Annotated in this window: 16 protein-coding genes; 5 read left to right on the top strand and 11 right to left on the bottom strand. The window is 58.6% G+C overall.

The window, feature by feature from the left end; genetic code table 11:
• Positions 1-58: 58 nt before the first annotated feature.
• The 3 genes from thrC to ACO1VH_RS01990 form a co-directional block, all read right to left on the bottom strand.
• Complete coding sequence (thrC, locus tag ACO1VH_RS01980) at positions 59-1,519, bottom strand: threonine synthase (RefSeq protein WP_486242827.1); 1,461 nt, start codon at positions 1,517-1,519, stop codon at positions 59-61.
• Positions 1,520-1,690: 171 nt separating this feature from the next.
• On the bottom strand, positions 1,691-3,001 hold the full coding sequence (locus ACO1VH_RS01985; RefSeq protein ID WP_486242035.1) for a homoserine dehydrogenase: 1,311 nt from the start codon (positions 2,999-3,001) through the stop codon (positions 1,691-1,693).
• Positions 3,002-3,105: 104 nt separating this feature from the next.
• Entirely contained in the window at positions 3,106-4,329 is a 1,224-nt protein-coding gene (locus ACO1VH_RS01990; RefSeq protein ID WP_486242037.1) for a pyridoxal phosphate-dependent aminotransferase, read from the bottom strand.
• Between the two features lie 307 nt (positions 4,330-4,636).
• Between ACO1VH_RS01990 and ACO1VH_RS01995 the strand changes: the two genes are divergently transcribed.
• The 3 genes from ACO1VH_RS01995 (at position 4,637) to ACO1VH_RS02005 (ending at position 7,588) form a co-directional block, all read left to right on the top strand.
• Positions 4,637-5,011 carry an Mth938-like domain-containing protein gene (locus ACO1VH_RS01995; RefSeq protein ID WP_486242039.1) on the top strand — a complete coding sequence of 125 codons (375 nt, stop codon included), beginning with the start codon at positions 4,637-4,639 and terminating at the stop codon, positions 5,009-5,011.
• 197 nt (positions 5,012-5,208) lie between these two features.
• Complete coding sequence (locus ACO1VH_RS02000; RefSeq protein ID WP_486242041.1) at positions 5,209-5,703, top strand: peroxiredoxin; 495 nt, start codon at positions 5,209-5,211, stop codon at positions 5,701-5,703.
• Positions 5,704-5,929: 226 nt separating this feature from the next.
• Positions 5,930-7,588, top strand: coding sequence for a PhoH family protein (locus ACO1VH_RS02005; RefSeq protein ID WP_486242043.1), 1,659 nt, complete (start codon positions 5,930-5,932; stop codon positions 7,586-7,588).
• Positions 7,589-7,651: 63 nt separating this feature from the next.
• Here ACO1VH_RS02005 and ACO1VH_RS02010 read toward each other — a convergent pair whose 3' ends face one another.
• The 7 genes from ACO1VH_RS02010 to rpsF all read right to left on the bottom strand — a co-directional run bounded on the left by ACO1VH_RS02010 (position 7,652) and on the right by rpsF (position 12,433).
• Complete coding sequence (locus ACO1VH_RS02010) at positions 7,652-8,659, bottom strand: anion permease (protein WP_486242044.1); 1,008 nt, start codon at positions 8,657-8,659, stop codon at positions 7,652-7,654.
• 77 nt (positions 8,660-8,736) lie between these two features.
• Positions 8,737-9,363 (bottom strand): DUF47 domain-containing protein, encoded by a 627-nt coding sequence (locus tag ACO1VH_RS02015; protein ID WP_486242046.1) that lies wholly within the window; start codon positions 9,361-9,363, stop codon positions 8,737-8,739.
• A gap of 97 nt (positions 9,364-9,460) precedes the next feature.
• Positions 9,461-10,846, bottom strand: a complete 1,386-nt coding sequence (locus ACO1VH_RS02020; protein WP_486242829.1) for a replicative DNA helicase — start codon at positions 10,844-10,846, stop codon at positions 9,461-9,463.
• Positions 10,847-10,946: 100 nt separating this feature from the next.
• Positions 10,947-11,399: a 50S ribosomal protein L9 gene (gene rplI / locus ACO1VH_RS02025; RefSeq protein WP_486242047.1), complete on the bottom strand. Its 453-nt coding sequence runs from the start codon at positions 11,397-11,399 to the stop codon at positions 10,947-10,949.
• Positions 11,400-11,425: 26 nt separating this feature from the next.
• Positions 11,426-11,710, bottom strand: a complete 285-nt coding sequence (rpsR, locus tag ACO1VH_RS02030; RefSeq protein ID WP_188419256.1) for a 30S ribosomal protein S18 — start codon at positions 11,708-11,710, stop codon at positions 11,426-11,428.
• A gap of 15 nt (positions 11,711-11,725) precedes the next feature.
• A complete protein-coding gene (gene priB, locus ACO1VH_RS02035; RefSeq protein WP_486242048.1) occupies positions 11,726-12,019 on the bottom strand; it encodes a primosomal replication protein N in 294 nt (97 codons plus the stop codon).
• A gap of 45 nt (positions 12,020-12,064) precedes the next feature.
• Positions 12,065-12,433 carry a 30S ribosomal protein S6 gene (gene rpsF, locus ACO1VH_RS02040; RefSeq protein ID WP_188419258.1) on the bottom strand — a complete coding sequence of 123 codons (369 nt, stop codon included), beginning with the start codon at positions 12,431-12,433 and terminating at the stop codon, positions 12,065-12,067.
• 234 nt (positions 12,434-12,667) lie between these two features.
• On the opposite strand from rpsF, the gene lexA reads away from it, so the two are divergent.
• Complete coding sequence (gene lexA / locus ACO1VH_RS02045) at positions 12,668-13,321, top strand: transcriptional repressor LexA (protein WP_486242050.1); 654 nt, start codon at positions 12,668-12,670, stop codon at positions 13,319-13,321.
• A gap of 59 nt (positions 13,322-13,380) precedes the next feature.
• On the opposite strand, the gene ACO1VH_RS02050 is transcribed toward lexA, so the two are convergent.
• Positions 13,381-14,142, bottom strand: coding sequence for an RNA methyltransferase (locus ACO1VH_RS02050; protein ID WP_486242052.1), 762 nt, complete (start codon positions 14,140-14,142; stop codon positions 13,381-13,383).
• Between the two features lie 154 nt (positions 14,143-14,296).
• Here ACO1VH_RS02050 and ACO1VH_RS02055 point away from each other — a divergent pair, with 154 nt between their 5' ends.
• Complete coding sequence (locus tag ACO1VH_RS02055) at positions 14,297-15,088, top strand: inositol monophosphatase family protein (RefSeq protein WP_486242053.1); 792 nt, start codon at positions 14,297-14,299, stop codon at positions 15,086-15,088.
• The last annotated feature ends 83 nt before the right edge of the window (positions 15,089-15,171 follow it).

Genomic DNA, 15,171 nt, shown 5'->3' on the forward strand with positions numbered 1-15,171 from the left:
ATGACCGCAACGGCAACGGCCGCGGCAACACCCGCGGCCATGCCTTTATGCAGACGACTTACAATCCGGTGCGGGCCGAAATATAGGCCTTCATCTTGTCGATGTCGGCCGGCATCACGTCGAATCGCTGCGGCAGGCTTTCGATATTTTCGAATCCGGCCGGGCGCTCCGCATCGCGGCCCAGGGCTTCGCGAATGGTTTCGTTGAATTTCGCCGGCAGCGCCGTTTCCAGCACAATCATCGTCGTACCCGGCGCCAGGTTTTCGCGTGCGACCTTCACGCCGTCGGCGGTGTGCGTGTCGATCATCAGCCCGTATTTTTCCTGCAGATCGCGAATCGTCGCGATGCGATCGTCATGCGTGGACTTGCCCGAAACGAAACCGAATTCCGCGACGCGCTTGAATTCATCGCCATCGCTGCCCGGCTTGCCTGACAGATCGAAACCGCCATGCGTTTCGACCTTGCGGAACAGCGCACGCACGCGCTCGCCGTCGCGGCCCAGCAGATCGTAGATGAAACGCTCGAAGTTGGACGCCTTGCTGATGTCCATGCTCGGGCTGCTGGTGTGATAAGTCTCGGCAGATTTGCGCGTACGGTAGACACCGGTACGGAAGAATTCGTCGAGCACGTCGTTTTCGTTGGTGGCGACCACCAGTCTGTCGATCGGCAGGCCCATCATGCGCGCGATGTGGCCCGCGCAGACGTTGCCGAAATTGCCGGACGGTACGGTGAACGACACCTTCTGGTCGTTGCTGGTCGTCGCGGTCAGATAGCCGCGGAAATAGTAGATGACCTGCGCCACCACGCGTGCCCAGTTGATCGAGTTGACGGTACCGATCTTCTGCTTTTCCTTGAATGCGAGATCGTTGGACACGGCCTTCACCATGTCCTGGCAATCGTCGAACACGCCTTCGACGGCGATGTTGAAGATGTTCGGGTCCTGCAGGCTGAACATCTGCGCAGTCTGGAACGCACTCATCTTCTTGTGCGGCGACAGCATGAAGACACGAATACCCTTCTTGCCGCGCATCGCGTATTCGGCCGCACTACCGGTGTCGCCCGACGTTGCGCCGAAGATGTTCAGTTCTGCATGCTGCTTGGCCAGCGCGTATTCGAACAAGTTGCCGAGCAACTGCATCGCCATGTCCTTGAACGCCAGCGTCGGGCCATTCGACAGCGCCTGCAGCATGATCTTCGTGCCGCCGGTTTCTTCGACCAGTCGCAACGGTGTGATGCGCGATGCATCTTCACCATGGCGTGCGTTGCGATAGATGTCAGCGGTGTAGGTCTTGTGCGCCAGCGCGTGCAGGTCCGCATCCGGAATGTCGGTCGCGAATTTCTTCAGCACTTCGTAGGCAAGGTCCGCGTAGGACAGCGTACGCCAGGCATCCAGTTCGGCGCCCGTCACTTGCGGATAATCGGCCGGCAGATAAAGACCGCCGTCAGGCGCGAGGCCGCCAAGCAGGATCTGGGAAAAGGACTGGGCAGCGGCTTCACCGCGGGTGGAAATGTATTGCATGTCGGAAGATGTGTTGGAGAGCGAAAGCAAGCCGACATTATACCTGCTGACCATCGTTCGCTCGCGTACGGGAATGGTCGTGGACTTACTGGATCATGCCATTGCGGCAACGTGAAACGGCGCGGCCGTCGCGCGGACAAAAGAGAAAGGCGCCGCAGCGCCTTTCTCTTTTCAGCTCAGGTGCTCCAGCCGCAACTTGGTCACCTTGCCGAGCACCGTCGGCAATTGCTCGATCTTGCCGATTGCAACCTCCACGTTCTTTTCCTGCGTCTGATGGGTCAGGATGATGATGTCGGTCTGCGTCTCGCCCAGCGAAGGTTCCTTCTGCAGCATCGCGTCGATTGAGATCGTCGATTCGGCCAGGATGCTCGTCACATCGGCCAGCACGCCGAGCTTGTCGGCCACATGCATGCGCAGGTAGTAGCTGGACGTGACTTCCGAAATCGGCAGAATCGGCGTATCGGTGATCGCTTGCGGCTGGAAGGCCAGATACGGCACGCGGTGCTCCGGCGCGGCATCGGCCAGGCGTGCGATGTCGACCAGATCGGCGATCACGGCCGACGCGGTCGGCTCGGAGCCGGCGCCCTTGCCGTAGTACAGCGTGGCGCCGACGGCATCGCCCTGCACCAGCACCGCGTTCATCGCACCCTCGACGTTGGCGATCAGGCGCTTGGATGGAATCAGCGTCGGATGCACGCGCAGTTCGATGCCTTTCGGCGTGCGCTTGGCGATACCCAGCAGCTTGATGCGGTAGCCGAGCTGTTCGGCGTAGCGGATGTCCACCGCTTCCAGTTTCGTGATGCCTTCGATGTGCGCCTTGTCGAACTGCACCGGAATGCCGAATGCAATCGACGACATCAGCGTCGCCTTGTGCGCGGCATCGACGCCTTCAATATCGAAGGTCGGGTCGGCTTCTGCGTAGCCGAGGCGTTGCGCTTCCTTCAGCACCGTGTCGAAATCGAGACCCTTGTCGCGCATTTCGGACAGGATGAAGTTGGTCGTACCGTTGATGATGCCGGCGATCCATTCGATGCGGTTGGCCGTCAATCCTTCGCGCAATGCCTTGATGATCGGAATACCACCGGCCACTGCTGCCTCATACGCAACCATCACACCTTTTTGCTGCGCAGCCTGGAAAATCTCGTCGCCATGCGTGGCAAGCAATGCCTTGTTGGCCGTCACGATGTGCTTGCCGTTGGCGATTGCCTTCAACACCAGATCCTTCGCCACGCCGTAGCCGCCGATCAGTTCGACGACGACATCGATGTCGGGATTGGAAACGACCAGATTGCCGTCGCTGACGACCTCGCATGCGCCACCGGTGACTTCCTTCGCGCGCGCGACATCCAGATCGGCCACCATCACGATCTCGATGCCGTGACCGGCACGGCGCGCAATCTCTTCCTGATTACGTTTCAGGACGTTGAATGTGCCCGCACCGACGGTGCCGATTCCTAGCAAGCCTACTTTGATGGATTTCATTGAATGTCTGCGTAATTTTGATGCTGTTGATGCTGCTGCCGGATGCTTTCGGCAGCAGCACTGAGATATTGAATGCACGGATGCCGGCAATGCGGCATCCGTTGTCAGCCGGCCCTTCTGCGGTATCCGTCGAGGAAATGCGCAATGCGGCCGATCGCCACTTCCAGATCGTCGGAATTGGGCAGGAATACTACCCTGAAATGATCGGTGGTCGGGCAGTTGAAGCCCGTGCCCTGCACGATCAGCACGCTCTCCTCGGCCAGCAACTGATAGGCGAATTCCTGGTCGTCGGCGATCGGGTACATGACCGGATCGAGCCGCGGGAACATGTACAGCGCCGATTTCGGCTTGACGCAGGTAACGCCGGGAATGTCGGTCAGCAGCTTGTGCGCCAGATCGCGCTGTTTCAGCAGGCGTCCGCCAGGACCGACCAGGTCGTTGATGCTCTGGTAGCCACCCAAGGCGGTCTGGATCGCATACTGCCCCGGCGCGTTGGCGCAGAGGCGCATCGAGGCCAGCATGTTCAGCCCTTCGATGTAATCCTTCGCATGACGCTTCTCGCCGGAGACGATCATCCAGCCGGCACGATAGCCGCAGGAACGATAGTTCTTCGACAGGCCGTTGAACGTGATGAACAGCACGTCGTCCGCCAGCGAGGCGATCGACACGTGCTTTTCGCCGTCGTACAGCACCTTGTCGTAGATTTCGTCGGCGAACACGATCAGCTGGTGCTGGCGCGCGAGTTCGACGATCTGCTCCAGCAGTTCGACCGGATACAGTGCGCCGGTCGGATTGTTGGGATTGATGACGACGATGGCTTTCGTGTTCGCGTTGATCTTGCGCTTGATGTCGTCGATATCCGGCAGCCAGCCGGCCTGCTCGTCGCAGACGTAATGCACGGGCGTACCGCCCGAGAGGCTGACGGCCGCGGTCCACAGCGGATAGTCGGGCGACGGCACCAGCACTTCGTCGTAGCTGTTGAGCAATGCGTTCATGCTCATGACGATCAGTTCGGATGCGCCATTGCCCAGGTAGATGTCATCGATGGTCACACCCTCGATCTTCTTTTCCTGCGAATAATGCATGATCGCCTTGCGTGGCGCGAACAGGCCTTTCGAATCCGTATAACCGGACGCATTGGACATATTGCGGATCATGTCCTGCACGATCTCGTCGGGCGCATCGAAACCGAAGGTTGCCAGATTGCCGATATTCAGCTTGATGATCTTGTGACCGTCTTCCTCCATCTGCCGTGCCTTTTCCAGCACGGGGCCGCGAATGTCATAGCAGACGTCAGCCAGTTTTTTCGATTTTTGAATCGGTCGCACAGCGAATATTCCTTGTGGTTTTCTGCGGAAGCGGCGGGCGCTCCGATGGGAAGGACGTGCGGCGGGAAAGATCGCATGCAGCCATCGGATGGCTGACGGATGTTGCGCCGCGAAAGAGAGCCATTTTGCCGAAAGGAAGCGATTTTATCAATCGATACCCGCCGATATCGCCTCATAGTCGCCGGATCACCGCCGGTTCGCAGCCGTTATGGTCGTTCCTGCAAGTTCTTGCCGGCACCGTGCGACGGCACATGAACCGTTACAATAGACGACCACCGACTTTCCCTGCCGGATTCCGGCCATTGTCATGAAGCTCCACAACACGCCTACCCAGCAATACCAGACCGTGACCGCATACGACGAGGACGGCGTCGAAATCAACATGAACCGCTTCAGCTACAGCCTGACGGTGATGCCGGAAACGCCGCCGACCGCGTGGCCCGTCTCGTCATTCGAAGCATTGCAGATCGAGCATTTCGAGCAGATCAGCGCAGCCTCGCCCGACGTTGTCATTCTCGGCACCGGCACGCAGCAGCGTTTTGCCCACCCGCGCCTGACCACGCCGCTGACGTCGCGCCGCATCGGCGTCGAATGCATGGACAACCAAGCTGCCTGCCGCACCTACAACATCCTGATGGGCGAAGGCCGCAAGGTTGCGCTGGCGCTGATTTTCGAAAACTGAACTTCAGGCCGTACACCACGCCGAACCAATGACGGCGTATTCGGTCCATTTCGCTGATGTCGAACTGACATGCCTACTGCCATGGAAACGATCGTTGATGGATACTTCATCAATTTCCGGTGAAATAACTTGAAGAATGGAAAGTTGCCCTCATGTCCATTGGCGATCGATCATCCTTCACGAAAGAAAGCGAACACATGGATCAACAAAGTGCCCCGGCGGAACGCCCTTCGGCCCTCAACATGATGGTGCCCGAATTCTCCGCACCGATGACAGGCGGCCGCGATTTTCAACTGTCTGATTACAAAGGCAAAAAGATCGTCCTCTATTTCTATCCGAAGGACAACACGCCAGGCTGCACGACGGAAGGCATGCAGTTTCGCGACCTGCATGAACAGTTTCGCGCCGCCAATGCGGAAATCATCGGCGTCAGTCGCGACAGCATCCGTTCGCATGACGGCTTCAAGGCCAAGCTCGGCCTGCCGTTCGAACTGATTTCCGATCCGGATGAAACGGTCTGCGTCATGTTCGATGTCATGAAGATGAAAAACATGTATGGCAAGAAAGTGCGCGGCGTCGAACGCTCCACTTTTGTCATTGACGAGTCCGGCAAATTGGTGAAAGAATGGCGTGGAGTCAAAGTGCCTGGACACATCGACGAAGTGCTGGATTTCGTGAAGGCCCTTGCCTAGGGTGATAGAACCCATTGAATTCAAAAGAATATTCATCTGAAAAAGCCGTTTGCGGATCAGGCCTCGCGCCGTCCCAAACGGCTTTTTTGCTTTTCGATCCGCGACGTACGCTCCTGCCGTGCGCCGCTGCCGTTACCATTTTTTCCCTTCCCTCAACCCTCTTCCATCGTTCTTTGGCTGTAGTCGTCTGTACGCTGTTTCCCATACTTTCCAGATCGAGGTCCTGATGCCCCTACCAAAAATTCCGACCAAGCCCGCTGCATTACTGTCTCCGCAAGACTATCCGAAGGCTGACAAGGAAAAGATCGTCAAATCGCTGACCCTGATCGAACCCGCTGCACGCAAGATCGATACGCCACCTGCTCCACCACGCGCCAAGATCGACAAGATTCCCGTCGAAAAACCACGTGCTGTCTCTTCGCAACCGACATCCTCCGCATCGAAAGCGACAAGCCGTCGACCGATCGCCAAGGTCGGCGGCATGACGAAATTGTTCGTGCTCGACACCAACGTGCTGATGCACGATCCGACTTCCCTGTTCCGTTTTGAGGAACACGACGTCTATCTGCCGATGGTGACACTGGAAGAACTGGACAACCACAAGAAGGGCATGTCCGAAGTGGCACGCAGCGCACGCCAGGTATCGCGTTCGCTGGATGCGCTGGTCAGCGGCGTCGAGGAAAACGAAATCGACGAAGGCATTCCGCTCTCCAAACTCGGCAACAAGGATGCGCGCGGGCGCCTGTTCTTCCAGACCAAGCTGCAGAATGCCTCGCTGCCTGACGGCCTGCCGATCGGCAAGGCCGACAACCAGATCCTCGGCGTGGTCCGCGCACTAGAAGACCAGTTTCCGGGGCGCGCCATCGTGCTGGTGTCCAAAGACATCAACATGCGCATCAAGGCGCGCGCGATGGGCCTGCCGGCAGAGGAATATTTCAACGACCACGTTCTCGAAGACACCGACCTGCTCTACTCCGGCATCATGCAGCTGCCGGACGATTTCTGGACCAAGCACGGCAAGGGCATGGAATCGTGGCAGGAAAACAAGCACGGCACCGGCTACACTTTCTATCGCCTGACTGGTCCGCTGGTGCCGCAGATGCTGGTCAACCAGTTCGTCTTCATGGAACCGCAGAACGGTGAAGCGTCCTTCTATGGGCAGGTGCGCCAGATCAACGGCAAGACCGCCGTGATCCAGACGCTGCGCGACTACACGCACACGAAGAACAGCGTGTGGGGCGTGACGGCGCGCAACCGCGAGCAGAACTTCGCGCTGAACCTGCTGATGGATCCGGAATGCGATTTCGTTACGCTGCTCGGCCAGGCCGGTACCGGCAAGACGCTGCTGGCGCTGGCTTCGGGTCTGGCGCAGGTGCTGGAAACCAAGCTCTACAGCGAGATCATCGTCACCCGCGTAACGGTTCCGGTCGGCGAAGACATCGGCTTCCTGCCGGGTACCGAAGAGGAAAAGATGTCGCCGTGGATGGGCGCCTTCGACGACAACCTCGAAGTGCTGAACAAGGCCGACACTGATGCCGGCGAATGGGGTCGTGCGGCGACGCAGGACCTGATCCGCTCGCGCATCAAGATCAAGTCGCTGAACTTCATGCGCGGCCGCACCTTCGTCAACAAGTACCTGATCATCGACGAGGCGCAGAACCTGACGCCGAAGCAGATGAAGACGCTGGTCACGCGTGCCGGCCCGGGCACCAAGATCGTCTGTCTCGGCAACATCGCGCAGATCGATACGCCTTACCTGACCGAAGGTTCAAGCGGTCTGACCTACGTCGTCGATCGCTTCAAGGGCTGGACGCACAGCGGTCACGTGACGCTGGCGCGCGGCGAACGCTCGCGCCTGGCGGATCACGCAAGCGACGTGCTGTAATCGCGGTACGTCACAAACAAAAAAGCCTGCCAAATCGGCAGGCTTTTTTTATTGCGGCAGGACTCAAAGAATCATCGTACCGATCCACCAGGCGATTGCCGCGGCAAAGGCCGAAGCGGGGATCGTGAAAATCCATGCCCAGACGATGTTGCCCGCCACGCCCCAGCGCACGGCCGACATCTTGCGCGACGCGCCGACGCCGACGATGGCACCCGTGATCGTATGCGTGGTCGAAACCGGCACGCCCAGCGCCGTCGCCAGGAACAACGTGAAGGCGCCACCGGTCTCCGCGCAAAAGCCGCCGACCGGCTTCAGCTTGGTAATCTTCTGTCCCATCGTCTTGACGATGCGCCAGCCGCCGAACAACGTGCCGAGACTGATCGCGCTGTAGCAGCTGATCACGACCCACATCGGCAGCGGATCTTCAGGGGCCGAGACGCCTGCAGCGATCAGCAGCATCCAGATGATACCCATTGTCTTTTGCGCATCGTTGCCGCCGTGACCCAGACTGTACATGGCCGCGGAAACCAGTTGCAGACGGCGGAAGATGCGATCGACCGTACGTTGCGACGATCGCACGAACAGCCACGACACGATCACCATCATCAACGCTCCGAAAATGAAACCGAGCAGCGGCGACAGCACGATGAACAGGATGATCTTGATCAGGCCGGAAGCAACCAGCGCATCGGTGCCTGCCTTGGCGACGGCAGCACCGACCAGGCCGCCGATCAGCGCATGCGAGGAAGAGGACGGCAGCCCGAAATACCAGGTGACGACGTTCCACATGATGGCGCCGACCAGCGCACCGAATACGACGTAATGATCGATGACGTGCGGATCGATGGTGCCCTTGCCGATCATCGATGCCACCTGCAGGTGGAAGACGCCGATCGCAATGAAATTGAAGGCTGCCGCCATCGCCACCGCCGTCTGCGGTTTCAGCACGCCGGTCGACACGACAGTCGCAATGGCGTTGGCTGCATCGTGGAAGCCGTTCATGAAATCGAACACCAATGCCAGCACGATCAGAAAAGCGAGCACGGTAAGGCTCATGTGAAGAGTTTGCATGGGGTATCTAGTCTTGGTTCAATACACCCGGTTCAGACTGCGCAGCAACCTAACCGGAAGAGACGCCTGCGCGTCGATCATGCGTTTTCGACGATGATGCCTTCGATGATGTTGGAAACGTCTTCACAGCGATCCGTCACCGTTTCCAGCAGTTCGTAGATCGCCTTCAGCTTGATGAGGTTGCGCACATCCGGTTCCTCGCGGAACAGCTTGGACATGGCCGCACGCATCACATGGTCCGCATCGGATTCGAGACGATCGATTTCCTGGCAGATGCCGAGGATTTCGCGCGAATTGTCCATGTTGTCGAGCAGCTTGACGGCCGCGGCGACCTTCTCGATGCAGGCCTGGCACAGTTCGGCGAGGCGCTTGGCTTCCGGCGTGATGGTCTTGATGTCGTACAGCGAAATGGTCTGCGCCGCATCCTCGAGCAGATCGAGAATATCGTCCATGCGCGAGATCAGCTGGTGGATGTCGTCGCGATCCAGCGGCGTAATGAAGGTCTTGTGCAGCGCATCCAGCGTCGCATGCGTCACCTTGTCGGCCTGTTTCTCGATGCTTTCGATCGCATGCACACGAATTTCGAGATCGTCGAAATTGGTCATCAATGCGACCATTTCCTTCGCACCCTTGACGCAGTATTCGGCATGCTCGTTGAAGAGGTCGAAGAATTTGCCGTCTTTCGGCAGGAGTCGTCCAAACATGATTATTCTCTTTGAAAATTAGAATAGGGAAACCGGATAGAGAACCGCTCTTATGTGGCGGCGATGAATCGAGGAAGTCATGGCGCAGCGAATCATGTCAGTCGCCCTGATACACCGAGTTGGAACCGGTGTAATTTTCGAATTTCGTGTACTGGCCGAGGAAGGTCAGGCGCACCGCGCCGATCGGGCCGTTACGCTGCTTGCCGATGATGATCTCGGCCGTGCCCTTATCGGGCGAATCGGGGTTGTAGACCTCGTCGCGATAGATGAACAGGATCACGTCGGCATCCTGCTCGATGGCGCCGGATTCGCGCAGATCGGACATCACGGGGCGTTTGTTCGGACGTTGTTCCAGCGAGCGGTTCAGCTGCGACAACGCAATCACCGGGCAATTCAGCTCTTTCGCCAGGCCCTTCAAGTTACGCGAGATTTCGGAAATTTCGGTTGCGCGGTTTTCGCCTGCCGAATTCGCCGCCATCAGCTGAAGGTAATCGATGATGATCAGGCCCAGCTTGCCGCACTGGCGTGACAGACGGCGCGCACGCGCGCGCAATTCCATCGAGTTCAGCGCCGGCGTTTCGTCGATGAACAATTGCGCATCGTTCATCTTCTGAATCGCATGCGTCAGGCGCGGCCAGTCCTCGTCATTCAGGCGGCCGGTGCGCAGGCGATGCTGATCGAGACGGCCGACCGAACCCAGCATACGCATCGCCAGCTGCGTGCCGCCCATCTCCATCGAAAACACGGCGACCGGCAGACCGCTGTCGATCGCGACGTTCTCGCCGATGTTGACCGAAAATGCCGTTTTACCCATCGACGGACGGCCGGCGACAATGACCAGATCGCCCGGCTGCAGGCCGGATGTCATGCGGTCGAGATCGGCGAAACCGGTCGGCACGCCGGTGATGTCGCTGGTGCTGTCGCGGTTGTAGAGTTCGTCGATGCGTTCGACGACCTGCGTCAGCAGCGGCTGGATTTCCTGGAAGCCTTGTGCGCCGCGCGCGCCCTCTTCCGCGATCGCGAAGATCTTGGATTCGGCCTCGTCCAGCATCTGCTTGACTTCCTTGCCCTGCGGATTGAAAGCGGCGCCGGAAATTTCGTCGGAAACGGTGATCAGCTTGCGCAGCACGGCGCGGTCGCGCACGATTTCGGCATAACGCCGGATGTTGGCTGCCGACGGTGTGTTCTGCGCCAGCGCGTTCAGGTAGGCGACGCCACCGACCTCGTCGGCCTTGCCGCTGTTGGTCAACGCTTCGAAAACGGTGATGACGTCGGCCGGACGCGAGCCGTTGATCAGCTTGGCGATGTGCTGGAAGATGATGCGGTGATCGTAGCGGTAGAAATCTTCCTGACTGACGAAATCCGCGATACGGTCCCATGCCGCATTGTCCAGCAGCAGACCGCCCAGAACCGATTGTTCCGATTCGATGGAGTGCGGCGGAACACGAAGGGAGTCGAGCTGCGGATCGGCTGGCGTATTCATGGCGCGCATTATACCTGCTGGCGACCGATGCTTAGAGGAAGCGGACAAGAAAAAAGCCGGGAAAACCCGGCTTTTTGTTGCATCGAATGCAGTGTTGCTTTTAGGCCTGTTCGCCGACCACGGAAATCGTGATATCGACGACAACGTCGGTGTGCAGCGCTACCGAAACCGGGTGCTCGCCGGTCATCTTCAGCGGGCCTTGCGGCATGCGGATGTTGGCTTTTTCGACGCCGAAACCTTGCTTGCCCAGCGCTTCCGCGATGTCGAAGTTAGTGACGGAACCGAACAGGCGGCCATCCACACCGGCTTTCTGGCCGATCTGGATCGATTGACCGGACAGCTTCTCGCCTTGCGCTTGTGCAGCAGCCAGTTTTTCTGCAGCGATCTTTTCCAGCTCGGCGCGCTTGACTTCGAACTCTGCCAGCGCAGCTGCCGTTGCACGGCGTGCCTTGCGTTGCGGGATCAGGAAGTTGCGTGCGTAACCGTCCTTGACTTTGACGACTTCGCCCAGGTTGCCGAGATTAACGACTTTTTCCAACAGAATGACTTGCATGTTTTTTCTCCTGATTCAGTCGTTGATTAGGCGTTGTGCAGATCGGTGTACGGCAGCAGCGCGAGGAAACGTGCGCGCTTGATCGCCGTATCCACTTGGCGCTGGTAGATTGCCTTGGTGCCGGTCAGGCGTGCCGGCATGATCTTGCCGTTTTCCTGAACGAAATCCTTCAGCGTGTCGATGTCTTTGTAATCGACCTGCTCGACGCCTGCAGCGGTGAAGCGGCAGAACTTCTTGCGTTTGAACAGCGGGTTCTGCTGTTTGCGTTTTTCTTTCAGTTTGTTCTTGTCGAATTTTTTACCGAATGCCATTTTTGGCTCCTGTATCTAAATGTGTTTTTCGAAATCTGTGAGATGGAAAACAAGGCTTTTGCCGTTGCGTCCCTTGCGTGCCAGAAAACCTGTGAATCTGAATGTCCCGCCCAGTTCGGCCTGGTTGAATCTGCCCGAAATCTCGCCCGCGGCAATCGCGGCAACTTCAAACTCGACCAACCTGGGGGTTCCCGCTTCAATTTGCTGCGAACTGTGCAGCAATCTTGCTTCCACTATCGGTACGCCTGCCGGCGTGTAACGCAGAATTTCGCGCTCGGCGATGGTGGCAACAAATTGAAACTGGTTCACGAAACGGCTTCAAAAACCTGATTCACACTCCCGGTACGCCAGGACTTAGGCAGCAGGCGCCTCGTTGCGATGGCTCTTGGCAGCGTCTTCCTTCTGCACGGCCTTCATCATCGGCGAAGGTGCGGTTTCGGCCTTCTTCATCTTCACGGTCAGATGACGCAGAACGGCATCGTTGAACTTGAAGCCGGTTTCGATTTCAGCCAGCGTTTCGCTGTCACATTCGATGTTCAGGCAGACGTAGTGTGCTTTCGCCAGTTTCTGGATCATGTAGGCCATTTGACGACGACCCCAGTCTTCCACGCGATGGATAACGCCGCCGCGTGCAGTGACGATACCCTTGTAGCGCTCGATCATTGCAGGCACTTGCTCGCTCTGATCGGGATGCACGATGAATACGATTTCATAGTGACGCATGTAAGCTCCTTATGGACTTGATTAAACGCCCACCCCGGCGTCAGACGAGTGTGGGAAGAGGAAAAGCCCGCAACTATACCGCGAATCCGGCGAAAATTCAATTCATTCAAGCATTTAGGGCCATGCCCACTGCCGTTTCGGCCACATGCGACGAGGCGCCTGGCACATGGCGCTTGCATTGATGCAAATACTGTATAAAATCCCATACTGTCTGCATTCACAGCACAAGCCGCCATGATCAAGCTTACCGCCCGCCAGGAACAAATCCTCAACCTGATTCGCGACGCGATCGAAAACACCGGTTTTCCGCCCACGCGCGCGGAAATCGCCGCCGAACTTGGTTTCCGTTCTGCCAACGCGGCGGAAGAACATCTGCAGGCACTGGCCCGCAAGGGCGCGATCGAAATCTCGCCCGGCACCTCGCGCGGCATCCGTTTGCGCGACAGCGGATCGAACGAACGCGAGGCGCCGTCGCAGATGGCACTGCCGCATCCTGCACTGATGCAGTTGAGCCTGCCGCTGGTCGGCCGCGTCGCCGCCGGTTCCCCCATTCTGGCGCAGGAACACGTGGAACAGACGTACAACGTCGATCCGTCGATGTTCCCGGTCAAGCCGGACTACCTGCTGAAAGTGCGCGGCATGTCGATGCGCGACGTCGGCATCCTGGATGGCGACCTGCTGGCAGTGAAGAAAACCGATCAGGCGCGCAACGGCCAGATCGTGGTCGCCCGCATCGGCGACGACGTAACGGTCAAGCGCTATCGCAAGACCGGTTCGGCGATCGAACTGCTGCCGGAAAATCCGGACTTCAAGGTCATTCGTGTCGGCGATGGCGACGATTTCGCACTGGAAGGATTGGCGGTGGGTCTGGTGCGCTCCTGGCACTAAATCGCCGAAGCATTCGCTGAAATCTTCGTTGGCGCAGCCACCGATACGCTGCGCCAGCATCAATCCAGCCGGCGCCGCCTTTCGATGATCTGGCGCGCAATGCCGCGCAGGATGTTGACCTCTTCCGTCTCCAGCTGCGTACGCGCGAACAGGCGTTTCAGGCGCGGCATCAGTTTCTTCGGATTCTGCGGATCGAGGAAGTCGATCTCCATCAGTGCCTGCTCCAGATGCGCAAACATGCCTTCGACCTGCTCTGCGCTCGCCGGCTCACCCTGGAAGCCGATACCGGCTTCCGTCAGATTCTCTCCCGATGCAGCCATGCGGCATTCGTAAGCCAGCAATTGCACCGCCTGTGCCAGATTCAACGAAGCGTATTCAGGGTTGGCCGGAATGTTGATCAGCGCATTGCACTTCTCGACGATTTCGTTCGGCAGACCGTAGCGCTCGTTACCGAACACCAGCGCCACCGGCGCCTCGATAGCCGACATCGTTGCAGATGCCGTACGAGGCGACAGGATGGGGGGCGAATATTCGCGCAGCCGCGCCGATAGCGCCGCAGCAAAATGCACCCCCTGCAAGGCCTCGTCGATCGACGTAACGACGCGCGCGGCATTCAGCACATCCAGCGCACCGCTGGCAAAGGCAATGGCTTCCTCGTTTTGTGCAAATGCCATGTCGCGCGGATTGACCAGCACCATCTCGGCAAATCCCATCGTCTTCATCGCGCGCGCGGCGGCGCCGATATTGCCCGGATGGCTGGTTTCCACCAGCACGAAGCGCAGGCGTTTGAAAAGAGGCGTGTCGGTTTGCGGCTGGTTCATTTAAAATAGCGGCATTGCGCGGCAATCCGGCTGGAACGATGGCCTTGTGCGATTTTTCGCACACTCGACCAGCCCTTTATGCCGCATCGCTCATTAATTCGAATCGGGTAGCGCGTTCGTACAGGCGAAGCGCCGCCATTTTAACGGAATCCCTATGCACCCCATGCTCAATACGGCGGTTAAGGCCGCGCGTCGCGCCGCCGCCGTCATCAACCGCGCCTCCTTCGACCTGGATCGCGTGAAGGTCACCGACAAGGGACACAACGACTTCGTCACCGAAGTCGATCGCGCCGCCGAACAGGCGATTGTCGAGATTCTGTTGAACGCGTACCCCGATCATGCCGTGCTCGCCGAAGAATCCGGCGCATCGGCCAACCTGCACGACGAATCCGAAAATGTCTGGATCATCGATCCGCTCGACGGCACCACCAACTTCATCCACGGCTTTCCGCAATACTGCGTATCGATCGCACTGCAACAGAAAGGCCAGATCACGCAGGCCGTCGTCTACGATCCGACACGCAACGACCTCTTCACCGCAAGCAAGGGCGGCGGTGCCTTCCTGAACGAGAAGCGCATCCGCGTCTCCAAGCGCGACAAACTGTCCGAAGCATTGCTCGGCACCGGCTTCCCGTTCCGCGACATGCGTCGCCTCGACGAATACATCGAGATGTTCAAGGCCATCATCAAGAATTCCGCCGGCCTGCGCCGCCCCGGTTCGGCTGCACTGGATCTGGCCTACGTGGCGGCCGGCCGTTTCGACGGCTTCTTCGAAAAAGGCCTGAAGCCGTGGGACATCGCCGCAGGTTCGCTGCTGGTTACCGAAGCGGGCGGTATCATGGGCGATTTCACCGGCGAATCCGACTATCTGTACAAGGGCGACATCATTGCCGGTTCGCCAAAAATCTTCGCGCAGATGGTTTCCCTGCTCGCTCCATACAAATAAACATCGCAAATAGCGGCGCTGCGCAGGCAGCGCTGCTATACTGCAGCCACGCGGCATCGCACCAGTCCTCTGCCGCCGTCCAT

Source organism: Oxalicibacterium sp. (assembly GCF_057353965.1).

Coding starts and splice junctions, on each gene's coding strand:
- thrC (WP_486242827.1), bottom strand. CDS start 1,519: ATGCAATACATTTCCACCCGCGGTGAAGCCGCTGCCCAGTCCTTTTCC.
- ACO1VH_RS01985 (WP_486242035.1), bottom strand. CDS start 3,001: ATGAAATCCATCAAAGTAGGCTTGCTAGGAATCGGCACCGTCGGTGCG.
- ACO1VH_RS01995 (WP_486242039.1), top strand. CDS start 4,637: ATGAAGCTCCACAACACGCCTACCCAGCAATACCAGACCGTGACCGCA.
- ACO1VH_RS02000 (WP_486242041.1), top strand. CDS start 5,209: ATGGATCAACAAAGTGCCCCGGCGGAACGCCCTTCGGCCCTCAACATG.
- ACO1VH_RS02005 (WP_486242043.1), top strand. CDS start 5,930: ATGCCCCTACCAAAAATTCCGACCAAGCCCGCTGCATTACTGTCTCCG.
- ACO1VH_RS02010 (WP_486242044.1), bottom strand. CDS start 8,659: ATGCAAACTCTTCACATGAGCCTTACCGTGCTCGCTTTTCTGATCGTG.
- ACO1VH_RS02015 (WP_486242046.1), bottom strand. CDS start 9,363: ATGTTTGGACGACTCCTGCCGAAAGACGGCAAATTCTTCGACCTCTTC.
- ACO1VH_RS02020 (WP_486242829.1), bottom strand. CDS start 10,846: ATGAATACGCCAGCCGATCCGCAGCTCGACTCCCTTCGTGTTCCGCCG.
- rplI (WP_486242047.1), bottom strand. CDS start 11,399: ATGCAAGTCATTCTGTTGGAAAAAGTCGTTAATCTCGGCAACCTGGGC.
- rpsR (WP_188419256.1), bottom strand. CDS start 11,710: ATGGCATTCGGTAAAAAATTCGACAAGAACAAACTGAAAGAAAAACGC.
- rpsF (WP_188419258.1), bottom strand. CDS start 12,433: ATGCGTCACTATGAAATCGTATTCATCGTGCATCCCGATCAGAGCGAG.
- lexA (WP_486242050.1), top strand. CDS start 12,668: ATGATCAAGCTTACCGCCCGCCAGGAACAAATCCTCAACCTGATTCGC.
- ACO1VH_RS02050 (WP_486242052.1), bottom strand. CDS start 14,142: ATGAACCAGCCGCAAACCGACACGCCTCTTTTCAAACGCCTGCGCTTC.
- ACO1VH_RS02055 (WP_486242053.1), top strand. CDS start 14,297: ATGCACCCCATGCTCAATACGGCGGTTAAGGCCGCGCGTCGCGCCGCC.